The 12,967-nt window shown below is 40.8% G+C and carries 13 protein-coding genes; 6 read left to right on the top strand and 7 right to left on the bottom strand.

Going from position 1 to position 12,967, the window contains the following annotated elements:
* Nucleotides 1–99: 99 nt before the first annotated feature.
* Nucleotides 100–792: a head GIN domain-containing protein gene (locus tag LH29_RS13790; RefSeq protein ID WP_045030741.1), complete on the bottom strand. Its 693-nt coding sequence runs from the start codon at nucleotides 790–792 to the stop codon at nucleotides 100–102.
* A gap of 114 nt (nucleotides 793–906) precedes the next feature.
* The gene (locus LH29_RS13785; protein WP_157493698.1) at nucleotides 907–1,494 is read right to left on the bottom strand and encodes a hypothetical protein; all 588 of its coding nucleotides are present in this window, start codon (nucleotides 1,492–1,494) and stop codon (nucleotides 907–909) included.
* 70 nt (nucleotides 1,495–1,564) lie between these two features.
* Between LH29_RS13785 and LH29_RS13780 the strand changes: the two genes are divergently transcribed.
* The gene (locus LH29_RS13780) at nucleotides 1,565–2,719 is read left to right on the top strand and encodes an iron-containing alcohol dehydrogenase (protein ID WP_045030738.1); all 1,155 of its coding nucleotides are present in this window, start codon (nucleotides 1,565–1,567) and stop codon (nucleotides 2,717–2,719) included.
* Between the two features lie 136 nt (nucleotides 2,720–2,855).
* Here LH29_RS13780 and LH29_RS13775 read toward each other — a convergent pair whose 3' ends face one another.
* Nucleotides 2,856–3,668: an aminotransferase class IV gene (locus tag LH29_RS13775; RefSeq protein WP_052670940.1), complete on the bottom strand. Its 813-nt coding sequence runs from the start codon at nucleotides 3,666–3,668 to the stop codon at nucleotides 2,856–2,858.
* Between the two features lie 48 nt (nucleotides 3,669–3,716).
* Here LH29_RS13775 and LH29_RS13770 point away from each other — a divergent pair, with 48 nt between their 5' ends.
* The gene (locus tag LH29_RS13770; protein WP_045030736.1) at nucleotides 3,717–4,292 is read left to right on the top strand and encodes a hypothetical protein; all 576 of its coding nucleotides are present in this window, start codon (nucleotides 3,717–3,719) and stop codon (nucleotides 4,290–4,292) included.
* Here LH29_RS13770 and LH29_RS13765 read toward each other — a convergent pair.
* The 4 genes from LH29_RS13765 to LH29_RS13750 form a co-directional block, all read right to left on the bottom strand.
* The gene (locus tag LH29_RS13765; protein ID WP_045030735.1) at nucleotides 4,289–5,011 is read right to left on the bottom strand and encodes a LytR/AlgR family response regulator transcription factor; all 723 of its coding nucleotides are present in this window, start codon (nucleotides 5,009–5,011) and stop codon (nucleotides 4,289–4,291) included. The two genes, LH29_RS13770 and LH29_RS13765, sit on opposite strands and share 4 nt — an antisense overlap.
* Nucleotides 5,012–5,119: 108 nt before the next feature.
* On the bottom strand, nucleotides 5,120–6,157 hold the full coding sequence (locus tag LH29_RS13760) for a histidine kinase (RefSeq protein WP_157493697.1): 1,038 nt from the start codon (nucleotides 6,155–6,157) through the stop codon (nucleotides 5,120–5,122).
* Nucleotides 6,129–7,220: a sensor histidine kinase gene (locus tag LH29_RS13755; RefSeq protein ID WP_045030733.1), complete on the bottom strand. Its 1,092-nt coding sequence runs from the start codon at nucleotides 7,218–7,220 to the stop codon at nucleotides 6,129–6,131. The genes LH29_RS13760 and LH29_RS13755 overlap by 29 nt, the downstream gene beginning before the upstream one ends.
* 338 nt (nucleotides 7,221–7,558) lie before the next feature.
* A complete protein-coding gene (locus LH29_RS13750) occupies nucleotides 7,559–8,056 on the bottom strand; it encodes a hypothetical protein (RefSeq protein ID WP_157493696.1) in 498 nt (165 codons plus the stop codon).
* Nucleotides 8,057–8,602: 546 nt separating this feature from the next.
* Between LH29_RS13750 and LH29_RS13745 the strand changes: the two genes are divergently transcribed.
* The 4 genes from LH29_RS13745 (at nucleotide 8,603) to LH29_RS13730 (ending at nucleotide 12,915) form a co-directional block, all read left to right on the top strand.
* Entirely contained in the window at nucleotides 8,603–9,073 is a 471-nt protein-coding gene (locus LH29_RS13745; RefSeq protein ID WP_045030731.1) for a hypothetical protein, read from the top strand.
* 103 nt (nucleotides 9,074–9,176) lie between these two features.
* Nucleotides 9,177–10,595, top strand: coding sequence for an SDR family oxidoreductase (locus tag LH29_RS13740; RefSeq protein ID WP_045030730.1), 1,419 nt, complete (start codon nucleotides 9,177–9,179; stop codon nucleotides 10,593–10,595).
* Between the two features lie 29 nt (nucleotides 10,596–10,624).
* Nucleotides 10,625–11,905: a cryptochrome/photolyase family protein gene (locus LH29_RS13735; protein ID WP_232302845.1), complete on the top strand. Its 1,281-nt coding sequence runs from the start codon at nucleotides 10,625–10,627 to the stop codon at nucleotides 11,903–11,905.
* Nucleotides 11,906–11,982: 77 nt separating this feature from the next.
* Complete coding sequence (locus LH29_RS13730) at nucleotides 11,983–12,915, top strand: TolB family protein (RefSeq protein WP_045030729.1); 933 nt, start codon at nucleotides 11,983–11,985, stop codon at nucleotides 12,913–12,915.
* Nucleotides 12,916–12,967 lie beyond the last annotated feature (52 nt).

The following is a 12,967-nucleotide window of genomic DNA, read 5'->3' as shown; positions in this document are numbered from 1 at the left end:
CCATAAAAGAAAAAGGCTACCCTATGATAGCCTTTTATAAACCTAAACCAAACCTAAGAAAATATGTACCTATAAGTAATAGGTACGAGTAGTATATTTTTAATCTCTTTTTACACTTCCCAACCCTTCAATATCGCGGGTAACTTTTGGATTTCCGGTGTAGCGAACTTTACCGACACCTTCAATTTTGGCGTACAATGTTTCAACAGCATGCACCGATCCGGTTCCAACTCCTTCAATTTTAAAACTAGCGTCATTCACCCGAAGATCTTCTGCATCAACATGTCCGGCTCCCGAGAGTTTTACATCCAACTCATCAGCCACTCCATCCAGGCGAACCAGCACGCCTCCTTCACCTACCAGCTCAATATTCTCAGCTTTTACTTCCAAATCAATCTTTGCACCTCCTTCAACATGCACATACAGGTCATTCAAATCAAGATATCCATCGGTGCTTAAATTTAAACCGCCCTGCACTTTAATCTTATCCAGATTTTTAAAAGTGATATACAAGTGAATGCGTTCGTAATTAATAAAATCACGATCAACAACCACTCGCAATTCATCGCCCCAGTTTTCAACGTCCAGCTCATGCAAAACATCATCATCGGGAGTTTTTACCGTTAAGGCACCCTCGTTACCCTGCGATAAAAACACTTTATAACTGCCTTCAAGGTAAATGGCTGAAAAATTGTCGATATCGTAACGGCGCGAATCCCAGTCGTCGTCGTTTTGTGCCGAAAGGTTAACTGCAAATAAAATTGATAAGGTAAACAGCAATATTGTTTTCATAGTCTTTCTTTTTATAACGCTTCAAAAGTAAGGTTTCGTCTTTTGTATTTTGTACTTATTTCGATGAATACGTGCTTTTTCCAGATAAATGGAGAATTGAGAACAGCTTCGGTTTTACTCCCGGGCATTTTTCAGCATAAAAAGCAACCCATAAAAAATTAAACCGGCGAGAATTAAAACCACGAAAAAATCCATAAAAACAGTGGTCTGCAACGAAATGAGGCGATAAAAAATATACATGGCCCCAAGTATAGTTCCCGCCAATAAACACCTTATAAAAAGCACATGAAATACTTTGATGAGTTGTGCCGAACAAAACAACCATAGTAACCCAAAAAGCAGAATCCCTGCTCCTTCCCAACTTTTCCCGGTTTTCATTTCAACTAAACCGTACACTACCGGAAGCACGGAACATATTACCAAACTGCGCGCAATACTCTTTCTGATTTTTATTCGGTTTCGGTCTTTTTTAATTTTTGGGAACAGCGAAAACTGTATTTCTTCGCACCTGTATTCTTCAGAAAAAAGATCCTGCTCAGAGTTAATGATTCCACGATTCAGGGCTTCCTTGATAGCCAGCTGCGCAGCTTCCGGCTGATAATGGTCGCGCAATTTCAGCACCTCTTTTAGCTGTTCGTCGGAATAGTTCGGAATGTCTTCCCGGAAATCAAGCTCTCGATTTGAATATCTTTTCTGCCACATTTTATATCTTTGAACAACGAACAGGCACGCCTGTTTCAGATGACAGTTGAAATAACCAAAAATAAATTTCATGTACAATTTTGAATTCAGAAATCCGGTTAAAATTCTTTTTGGAAAAGAATCGATTTCGAAACTATCCGGTGAAATTCCTACAGATGCAAACATTTTAATGATTTACGGTGGCGGAAGCATAAAACGCACCGGAGTATACGACCAGGTAATGGCCGCTTTAAAAGGTTGCACGGTTGAAGAATTTAGCGGAATTGAGGCCAATCCGCATTACGAAACCTGTATGAAAGCGGTGGATGTTGTAAAAGAAAAAAATATTGATTTTCTGCTGGCAGTAGGTGGAGGTTCGGTACTTGATGCCACTAAATTTATTGCCGCTGCTGCCTTGTACGAAAACGGCGATCCGTGGGATATTCTTGCCGCGGGCGTAGCTGTTGAAAAGGCTTTGCCGCTGGGAGCTGTGTTAACCCTGCCGGCAACAGGATCGGAAATGAACGGTAATTCAGTAATTACACGCGCCGAAAGGCAGGAGAAAAAAGCTTTTGGTTCGCCACTGGTAATGCCGCAGTTTTCGGTGCTCGATCCGGAATGTGTTTTTACCCTGCCCGACCGCCAGGTAGCCAACGGCATTGTTGATGCCTTTGTTCACGTGATGGAGCAATACCTGACTTTTAAAGTGAATTCGCCACTTCAAGACAGGCTGGCAGAAAGTATCCTGACCACGCTTATTGAGGAAGGTCCGAAGGTTTTGGCCGATCGCAAAAACTACGAAGCTGCCGCCAACTTTATGTGGTGTGCAACAATGGCACTGAACGGCATGATTGCAGTTGGAGTTCCGCAAGACTGGTCGACACACGTTATTGGTCACGAATTGACTGCTTTCCACGGAATAGACCACGGACGAACACTTGCCATTGTTTTGCCGGGAGTGATGCACGTTAAGCGCGACAACAAAAAAGATAAGATCTTACAATATGGCGAACGAATTTGGGGCATTACAGCTGGCAACGAGGACGAACGAATCGACGCCGTTATTGCACGAACTGTTGAATTCTTTGAATCGTTAGGTGTACCATGCCGCTTGCCGGAATATGATGTTCCTGAATCGACCATAACTAAAATTGTTGACCGCTTTAAACAAAGCGAGGCAAAAATTGGCGAGAAACAGGATATGGATTACCTTGAAATTGAGAAGATTTTGAGAAACCGATTGTAATGATGAATTTCGATTAACGATTTTCGATTGACAAGAACGAAATTACAGATTCTGTTGTGATTCACTTCTTCATTCATTATTCGTTAATCATCGTTCGAAATTCAAAAGCTATTGAGGGATCCGATCCTTTTTATAATTAACTGGATCGGATTCTTCTGTTTATATCTTCCTGAATGACTTTATCATACTCATTCATCAAACTTCGTAATACTTTATTATCCACATCAAACAAATGCCCGTCAACTTCTTTTATTGGGAGTATTTTGGGTGAAGTACCTGTTATAAATGCAGCATCCAAACCGGTCAATCTATCCAGTGGTATTTCAGCTTCACGTATTTTCAGGTTAAGCCGATTGGCACAGGTAATTGTTTTCTGACGTGTGATCCCCAACAGAACATGTTTACCCGGAGGCGTGATTATTTCATCGCCTTTTATAAAAAACACGTTGCTTCGGCTTCCTTCGGTAATTCGCTGTTCATGATCGACCAACAACACTTCGTAAAAACCTAAGGTTTCCATCAGCTGGTTGGCTTGTTTGCGTACTTCGGTTTGAAAAACTTTGGCATTCGGATTCATGCGCTCGGCGTGTAAAAGTCCGCACCGAATTCCCGACTTGTACTGTTCAGCGGAAGGATAATTATGGGCTATAAAAAAAGCTTTCAGGTTGGTTTTACACGAAATAAGAATATTTCCCTCATCCACCTCGTTTCGAATGATTAGCTGATTTAAGAACGCCTCCAACTGCGTGCAGCTGTATCGAATCTCTTTTCCGGCCAGTTCAGCCGAATGTTGAAAACGTTGTAAGTGTTCATCTAAAAATAGTGGGATGCCATTTACAACACGTAAAACTTCGTAGATTCCACCTTCGTTTTCGGCCGGCACAAAAGTAGAAACCGGCACAAGCCTACCGTTAAAAACAAAATATTTATGGATTGGAAAAAGTGCCATCTGTTTCTTTTGTGGTAAATTTATTGAAATGTTTCAAAAGCAATTCAAATGCCGCCTGAAATTCCGTTACCGATCCAATATAATCCTTACAAACATCATTTCCGTTTCCTGCTCAGCGAAATTAAAGAATGGCGAACCAGCGACTGGAACGTTACCGAAAAAGCGATGCTTTCGATCGGTAGTAACCTCTTCGATTTCTACCTCGGAGAATTAACGCCCGGGCAGGTTTGCAATGCAAGCCTCAACTACTTTGTAACAAAAAATATTATCACCCAAACCGACTTCAACAACTGGTTGCGAAATGCAGAGTGGAAAAAGATAACCTTACCCGACGAATCAAAATGGCTGATAAAAAGAGGCGACCAGCCCGACCGTTATGTCCACATTCATCCGGCAAAGTTTTCGACACACACCATCAGGGTACGCGCCACCACACTAAAAACGGTACTGACTTTATGCGTGCATAAAATTCCGTTTAGTGATGACGCGGAACAAAATCTTCAGTCCGTAAACAAACAACGAATTTCGTACTTGCAACTTTCGCCAATAAAATCGTTGGAAGAAGAAGATTCGGGAATCTTAAAACTATGGCAACTATTTGTAAATGCAGGAGCTATTTTTTAACCCTGAAGCTGCAAAACCTCGAGCACCGCATTTTTATAACTTCGCCCAATGGGTAATTCTTTTCCCGGAACCTCGATACTGGTCGATGTAAATGCTTCGATTTTTGACAGCGACACTATAAACGATTTATGAATACGCATAAAACCACTGTCGGGCAGTTTTTCCGACATGTGCGTCATACTGGTTTTTGTGATAATCTTTTTCTCGGTGGTATAAATCTGCACGTACTCGCTCAAACCCTCAACATAAAGAATTTCGTTTAAATGAACCTTTAAGACCTTTTTGTTTTCTTTCACATAAATAAAGGCTTCATCGGTATTTCCGTTTGTTGAAGGAATAGGTTGCGCAGCCGGCGCATCGTCCTGCACCGATTGGTAATATTTATTTACCGATTTTAAGAATCGCTCGAAAGTTATCGGTTTCAGCAGAAAATCGACCACATCCAGCTCAAACCCTTCAAGAGCATACTCGCGGTAGGCAGTGGTAATAATAACTTTGGGCGGATTTTTTAATGTTCTCAGGAATTCGATTCCTGTTATCTGGGGCATCTGAATGTCCATAAACATCAGATCGATCTTGTGATTGTGAAGTTCCTGCAGGGCTTTCATGGCATCGCCACATTCTGCACAAATTTCAAAATTATCTAGTTTTTCAATGTGCGAGCGCATCAAGTCACGTGCAAGAGGCTCATCATCGATAATGAGGCACTTTGTTTTCATGGTAATACGAAATTAGCTTTTGTTTTCTGTTAAATCCGAAGCACCTGCTTCAGTCTGTTTTCAATCTGTTACTAAAATAGTACGAGAAATAGGAATAGTGTTACACTTTTACGGGTAAATTTCTATACTAAATTCTCTAAAATTGTCATCAATGTTCTCTACCAACCGGTGTTTACCCGGAAAATTATAGTGCAAACGCCGGTAGGTAATTTTATTGTCTTCATCGTCGGCTATCTTAAAACTGTTTTCGCTCCAAAAGGTAAACGAAAACAGCAAATACTTTCGCTCTGCTTTAATAATGACTGTACTTTCATACGTTTCGTTACAATCGTAGGCTATTTTTATTGCAGAATTTATGAACGGAAGCAGCAAAAGTGGCGGAACTACATACGACTTGAGGTTGCCGCTAACAATAAAATTACTGCATAGCCGCTCGCTCAACGCATGGTTATGAATGGTCATAAACTCCTCAAGCAAATTTACTTCCAGTTCCAACGGTATCAATTCTTCTTTTCCTTCGTAAAGAAACCGGTTGAGGAAATTCGAAATATTAATGATCATTTCCGGTGCCGTTTCCGCCTTTTTTAACGACAGAACTTCCAACTCTTCTATCAGTTCCAGAACAATCCGGGGTTGCAACTGATAGCGGTAAATCTCCAGTTCGGTTTCAAGTTTCGAACGCAGCAACTCCTCTTTCTGATATTCGGCCCGATACCACGAGCTACCGGCTTTTATAGCCAAAAAAACCAGAATGATATAATGATTCCCCACTCCGCTGATTACAATATTTTTAAGATTCAGAAATCCGGGAGCAAACATTCTGCTTCTATCAAAAAGATAAAAAACCAGGTAGTTGCTCCATAGTAACTCGATTACTGAAAATACGATAAGAAATACGGATATACCTAACGCAAACAGCAAATAACGCCCCAGGAAGAATGTTTTAGGCAATAGCCAGTAGGCAATTAAATAGGTGTGTGATACAAATACAGGCAAAGTAATGAGATAATACATTAGCCAGACATGCAACGAAGTAATTCCTTCATTCAAAGTTTGAATAAAGGTGAACGATATTACCCATGCCAACCAAAAGAGGCCATGTAAAATATAATTCCTTTTAGCGATATGTAATATGCCTGTCTTCATGTGTATTTTTTAACTCGAGGCGCACTCTAAACCTGTCGCCCATATCTTTCACTTTTAAATTGTATCCTTGTCCGTCGTATATAATATTCAGTCGTCTTTTTAATCCGCTGTAGCCACTTCCCCGTTCAATTTCTTTTGTTTTTTTCTGTAATCCTTCAGGCTTACTGTTTTCAGTTTCAATCATTATTTTTTCATCGGTAGCCTGCACAAAAATAGTTATCCATGGCGTGCCGGCGTCCAGGCTACTGCCGTGTTTAAAACTGTTTTCAACCAACAGAAACAATACCATTGGCGGAATTTGTGCGGCGCTTAGATCGCCCTCGGTATTGTAACTTACCTTCAAACGTTTCCCGTAACGCAATTTCTCCAGCTGAAGGTAATTTTCAACCAGTTCCACTTCATCTTTTAGCGTCACAAATTCTTTCAGGCTTTCGTTAATAATGTAGGTAAGCACAATTTTCATGCGGCTGATCACCTCATTGGTTTTGCCGGGATTTAGCAACGACAGCGCATACAAATTATTAATGGTATTGAACATGAAATGCGGATCGAACTGTGATTGCAAAAGTGTTGTTTGTGCTTTCCGGTGTTGCCGCTCCAGTTTTTTCCTGAGATTTTCGGTAAGAATGTAATCTTTTACATACTTGGCAATACAAAACAAGGCCACAATAAAGGTCATGTCTTTTGTATTCATCACAATTAAACGAAGATTAAAAGCTCCGTTACCCGATATATTCTCGGGGGCAATTGAGGCATAAAATATATAATCGGAGAATAATAATTTTAATGCCGACAAGCCAATTCCAACCAGCAGAAATACTACAATAAACCAAAAGGGTTTGGCTTTTAACAACAACTCGGGGATAAGCAAAAAAATAGTGATGTAAGCATAGCCAAAAAAGAAAAAGGCGTTGCCAAGTGTGATACTAAAAACCCGGACAAGACTGCCGTTTTCGGTCTGAACAAATAAAATACCTGTAAACAATACCACGGTAACTACAAAGAATAAAAGATGCCTTGTTCCCCGGTAAAGCACATTGTTATTGTACATCAATTTGTTCATACCATTAACTCCCCTATCATAAAGGTAAAAACATTTATAAAAGCACTTTGGAGTTTAACATCAGACTGGCGGCGAAAACCTGTCGTTGACTGACGAGAATTGCCATTTTGCAGCCAAAAAACTTCCATTCATTGAAAAGCCCTGCGCTGAAACAACGCAGGGCTTTCGAGTAAAGTACTCACTAATTTTATATTACCCTTTCATATTTTACTCGCTCTATCTTTTCAATGGTTTCTGTTTTTTGTTCTGTTCTGTTAAGAGAAAAAACCCCCGCCCCTCTGGCGGGGATCATCTTTTCATACTTCTATGAAAAAAATTGCGCTGTACTGTAATTCGTTTTAAAAGCTGGCCTGATATTCGTCTTTCACCAAATCAGGGAAATAACATGCAATCAAACCCAGCAAATCGTCCTGCGATTTTTTGTTCTGGCAAATTACCCGTTGTGAGTAGTAGGCAACTCTATCCAGTTTCAAATCCATTTCTTCTTTTGGTAGTTCCTGGAAACGAGGTTCCATTTTCTTCACTCCAAAAACATGGTTTCTGCAGGCATATTCAATTTCAAACTCATCGGTGCGTACAATAAAGGTTGTACATTTTTTATCATCTTCGCACAAAACTCCAATTCGTATAGGATTGGTAATATTTTCGTACGTTAATTCGTAAGTTTCCAATACCTGATCGTTGTAAACCATCGGTGAGCTTGAATTTACTATAGTATACTTACCAAATTCGGTAAGTGAGTTTCCGGTCATCGCCTTTCCGTCTTTTATTTTTGCGGTGGCGCCCATGCTTAAAATTGCAAGGCAAATGCTTAATAGAACTAGTTTTGTTTTCATCTTATTATTGTTTTAATTGTTCTTACACTTCAAATTTATGTAACTAACTGATGCGATGCTTTTTAATTCAGCATTCAGTAATTAACCGCCAATAAACGTCAGGTTTTATTCTGCAAAATTCGTTAACCGTTATTCACCCGCATTCTGCTACAGTTGCCCTTAAAATTGTGCTGTTGGCTGTTCTACGAAATCAATCATTGCTCACCTTCGTTAAAAGTTTTAGCCTGTGATTGGCTGAAAAAGAAAGTTTTATTTTAACCTGAAAAATTCTTGAATTTTTCACACGAAGTGTTGACGATTGAAAATCTGCATATTACGTGCTTCAGCAATGAATATCCTACGATTTTCAATGTCAAGGTTAACCCTGACAGATAATTGTAATTCAATTATCTCGTCAGCCATTCGGGTAATTAATTCATTTTTATGAAATGAGCATGAGAGTAATTCACATACAAAAGGATGATTAGAATGCTTGCGAGTTCCAAACTATACCTTTGAAAACAAATAATTTTAATAGTATGAATTAATTAGGTTACTTTGCATGCTATGGAAATTGCTTCGCTGAGCAACATAAAAAAGGAATTAAAGAACCTGCCGCCCGAGGTTTTACATGATGTAATTACGCGGCTGGCCAAGTATAAAAAAGACAATAAAGAGCTGCTTAGTTATCTATTGTTTGAAGCTCATAACGAAGATGAATACATCAGGCAGGTGAAAGAAGAAATCGACCTGGAATTTATGAGCCTGAACCGCAGCAGCTTTTACTTAGCAAAAAAAACAATTCGGAAAGTTTTAAAAACTACCAATAAGCATATTCGTTTTTCGGGCAAAAAAGAAACGGAAATTGAACTGTTGCTATATTTCTGCAAGAAGCTAAAAGGCTCGCGCCTGGATTATAAACGCAGCCGGGTTGTATTCAACATGTACCTGAACCAGGTAAAACGGATTCAAAAAGTTATTTCCATGCTTCACGAAGATTTACAATACGATTACCGCGAAGAACTGGAAGCGCTATAAAACAACAATTCTCCTTCATTCTGAAAATCCGTCCGAACATCCTATTATTAAATACGTTACTGTGTTAAGGTTTGTAAACGATATTGTTTAAACCATAAACGCCATGCGAATTCTTTTAACCGGAGCTACCGGATACATAGGAAAAAGACTGCTGCCCGTATTGGTACACAAAGGGCACCATGTAACATGTGTTGTAAGAGACAAAAAACGTGCTGCATTTGGCGCTACCATTGAAAAATCGATTGACATTATTGAAGCCGACTTATTGGATAAAGAAAGCCTGCAAAAAATACCGCAAGACATAGACATTGCCTATTACCTGGTGCATAGTATGTCCGACTCGCGCGATTACGCAGAACAGGAAAAGGTATCGGCCATAAACTTCAGGGAGCAAATAAATAAAACAACCACCAAACAGGTTATTTATTTAAGTGGTATTGTTAACGACCAGTCGCTTTCCAAACACCTGAAATCGCGGTTAAACGTTGAACAGGAACTGGCAAAAGGCGATTATGCGCTAACCACTTTACGGGCAGGAATTATTATTGGATCTGGAAGTGCTTCCTTCGAAATTATTCGCGACCTGGTGGAAAAACTCCCCGTTATGGTAGCACCAAGATGGTTAAAAACAGGCTGCCAGCCCATTGCTATTTCCGATGTTATTCGTTTTCTGGAACTCTCAATAAACAACCCGGCCGTTTTCAATCAAAGTTTTGACATCGGAGGCAACGAAATTCTTACCTACAAACAAATGTTGTTGCGCTTTGCAAAAGTGCGGGGCTTAAAACGCCGGATTATTTCCGTGCCGGTAATGACTCCGCGTTTATCGTCGTACTGGTTGTATTTTGTTACCTCAACTTCGTATAAACTTGCCACTTCGCTGGTCGACAGCATGCGCGTTGAAGTAATTGCACGCAACGATGAGCTTACCCAACTTTTTAAGCTGCAATTATTAAGCTACGAAGAGAGTTTGCAACAGGCATTTAAAAAGATTGAGCAGAATGAAATTATTTCGAGTTGGAAAGATTCGTTTGTAAGCGGGCAATTGCACGGACAGCTCTCGGATTTTATAAACGTTCCGAAGTTTGGTTGTTTCAAAGATGTACGTATTGCGGAAACACCCTCGGCGGAAAATACCATCGAGAAAATATGGCAAATAGGTGGAGAGAACGGTTGGTATTACGGTAACCGGCTTTGGAGATTTCGTGGATTTATGGATAAAGTGGCAGGTGGCGTTGGACTTCGCAGGGGCCGAACCAATATACATACGATAAGAGCCGGTGATGCCATCGATTTTTGGCGGGTAATTTATGCCAACAAAAAGGAAGGGCGTTTATTGCTTTATGCCGAGATGAAACTTCCGGGTGAGGTATGGCTCGAATTTAAAATTCGCAACAAACAGCTTATTCAAGCAGTCACTTTCAGACCAAAAGGACTTTGGGGACGAATTTACTGGTACCTGTTCAAACCGTTTCGTTCGTTTGTTTTTAAACGAATGATAGCGAATATTGTTAAATGCTGAAAACTTACATTTGCAGAAAGAAAATGAATATGATTAACATCGTTTGGTTACGACGCGATTTACGACTGACTGATAATACCGCATTGCAGCAAGCCCTGAAACGTGCAGACAAAACAGCGGTGCTTTTTATATTCGACACCAATATTCTGGATGAACTGGATAAGAACGATGCCCGGGTAACTTTTATTCATCAGCAACTTACAAAACTGGATAAAGAACTGCGTGAAATGAATTCAGGATTGCTGGTAAAAACCGGAGAGCCTCTGCAAATCTGGCAGGAACTGGTAAACGAATTTGAAATCGGCGAAGTGCATTTTAACCGCGATTATGAACCTTATGCAACTGAGCGCGATGACAAGGTTAAACGACTTCTGCAGAAAAACAACATTTCAGTTTTTTCACACAAAGACCAGGTAATTTTCGAGCCCCACGAAGTACTAAAAGCAGATGGAACGCCTTACACAGTTTTTACGCCATATAAAAACAAATGGCTCGAACATTTTGAAGCACAACAACTAAAAGTTGAGGAAAAGCTAAAAACAGACGCTTTCGCTGCCATTGATTCTTCGCTACCCACGTTGGAAGAAATCGGTTTTCAGAAATCAGCTATTGCTGTAAAAGACTACGACCTGTCGGTTGTGGCAAATTACAGCAAAACACGCAACTTCCCGGCTGTTCATGGAACCAGCAACCTAAGTGTTCATTTGCGTTTTGGAACGGTTAGCATCCGCAAAATTGTGCAGCAGGTGTATAATCAATCGCCCGATTTTTTGAGCGAACTGGTGTGGCGCGAGTTTTTTATGCAGATCCTTTTCCATTTTCCACGTGTGGTGAACGAGAACTTCAGAGCTAAATACAACGGCATTGAGTGGCGTAATAACCAAAAAGAATTCGAGCGCTGGTGCAACGGCCAAACCGGCTACCCGATTGTTGACGCCGGCATGCGCGAGCTAAACAAAACAGGCTACATGCACAACCGTGTACGTATGATCACAGCCAGCTTTTTGTGCAAACACCTGCTAATCGACTGGCGATGGGGCGAAGCATATTTTGCAAAAAAACTGCTCGATTTCGAGCTTTCATCAAACAATGGAAACTGGCAATGGGCGGCAGGAACCGGTTGCGATGCTGCGCCTTATTTCCGAGTTTTTAATCCAACTGAACAGGTAAAAAAGTTCGATAAAGAAATGCTGTACATCAAAAAATGGGTTCCCGAATTTCAGGATCTTACCTACCCTGCCCCGATGGTTGATCATAAAATGGCCCGTAACCGGGCACTTGAAACCTACAAAAGAGGCATTGCCGATTAATTCCTCTCACAGTTCTTAGATAACATAAAAACTTCAAACAAATTATTACCTTTAGCATCCGGCTAAATTAATCTGCTATGAACATAAAACGATATCTACTCCTCTTCCTGTTGTTTCCCTACATGTCGTTTGCACAACAAATGGATAATGTTCGTTCAACACTCGAAATCTATAACATCGATACCGGTGAACGTGATACAGTGCGCAGTGAAGAAGCTCATTTTGAGGCACCCAACTGGAGCCGCGACGGAAATTTTCTGATTATCAATCAGCAAGGAAAATTGTATAAAGTAGATCTGGAGTCAAACAAAAAAACGCTTATAAACACTGGCTTTGCTGATCGGTGTAACAACGATCACGGAATTTCTTTCGACGGAAAATGGCTGGCAATTAGTCATCAGGCAGCATCAGAACCTGTTGCCGGACAACCGACAAAACAAGGCTCGCGAATTTATATATTGCCCCTTGAAGGCGGAACACCAAAAGCTGTAACGCCAAACGTTCCGTCGTATTGGCACGGCTGGTCGCCCGATGGGCAACGAGTGGCGTATTGTGCCGAGCGCGATGGCGAATACGATGTGTATACCATTTCTGTGGATGGCGGAGAAGAAACCCGCTTAACCACGACACCCGGTTTAGACGACGGCCCGGAATATTCGCCCGACGGAAAAACCATTTATTACAACTCAATGGCCTCCGGAAAAATGGAGATCTGGCAAATGAATGTCGACGGATCCAATAAAAAACAACTGACCAACGATAAATACTCCAACTGGTTTGCACATCCGTCACCCGATGGAAAAAGCCTTGTTTACATCAGTTATCACGAGGATCAGGGAAGTGCACATCCGGGTATGAAAGCTGTTTCGTTGCGTTTGCTGACCCTGGCAAGCGGATCGGTAAAAACATTGTGCTCGTTTACCGGCGGACAGGGAACCATTAACGTACCTTCGTGGTCGCCCGATGGCAAACGTTTTGCTTTTGTCACCTATGCGTACATCAACAAATAGACGCTGTTAATAATTAATAAAACATGAAGCACCCAAACTAAAACAATCTAAA

The sequence above is a fragment of the Draconibacterium sediminis genome, assembly GCF_000949475.1.
GTDB classification, from domain to species: Bacteria; Bacteroidota; Bacteroidia; order Bacteroidales; family Prolixibacteraceae; genus Draconibacterium; species Draconibacterium sediminis.
The sequence above is the reverse complement of the archived record's forward strand: the minus strand, read 5'-3'. Positions and strand labels throughout refer to the sequence as shown.

Coding starts and splice junctions, on each gene's coding strand:
- LH29_RS13790 (WP_045030741.1), bottom strand. CDS start 792: ATGAAAACAATATTGCTGTTTACCTTATCAATTTTATTTGCAGTTAAC.
- LH29_RS13785 (WP_157493698.1), bottom strand. CDS start 1,494: ATGTGGCAGAAAAGATATTCAAATCGAGAGCTTGATTTCCGGGAAGAC.
- LH29_RS13780 (WP_045030738.1), top strand. CDS start 1,565: ATGTACAATTTTGAATTCAGAAATCCGGTTAAAATTCTTTTTGGAAAA.
- LH29_RS13775 (WP_052670940.1), bottom strand. CDS start 3,668: ATGGCACTTTTTCCAATCCATAAATATTTTGTTTTTAACGGTAGGCTT.
- LH29_RS13770 (WP_045030736.1), top strand. CDS start 3,717: ATGCCGCCTGAAATTCCGTTACCGATCCAATATAATCCTTACAAACAT.
- LH29_RS13765 (WP_045030735.1), bottom strand. CDS start 5,011: ATGAAAACAAAGTGCCTCATTATCGATGATGAGCCTCTTGCACGTGAC.
- LH29_RS13760 (WP_157493697.1), bottom strand. CDS start 6,157: ATGAAGACAGGCATATTACATATCGCTAAAAGGAATTATATTTTACAT.
- LH29_RS13755 (WP_045030733.1), bottom strand. CDS start 7,220: ATGAACAAATTGATGTACAATAACAATGTGCTTTACCGGGGAACAAGG.
- LH29_RS13750 (WP_157493696.1), bottom strand. CDS start 8,056: ATGAAAACAAAACTAGTTCTATTAAGCATTTGCCTTGCAATTTTAAGC.
- LH29_RS13745 (WP_045030731.1), top strand. CDS start 8,603: ATGGAAATTGCTTCGCTGAGCAACATAAAAAAGGAATTAAAGAACCTG.
- LH29_RS13740 (WP_045030730.1), top strand. CDS start 9,177: ATGCGAATTCTTTTAACCGGAGCTACCGGATACATAGGAAAAAGACTG.
- LH29_RS13735 (WP_232302845.1), top strand. CDS start 10,625: ATGATTAACATCGTTTGGTTACGACGCGATTTACGACTGACTGATAAT.
- LH29_RS13730 (WP_045030729.1), top strand. CDS start 11,983: ATGAACATAAAACGATATCTACTCCTCTTCCTGTTGTTTCCCTACATG.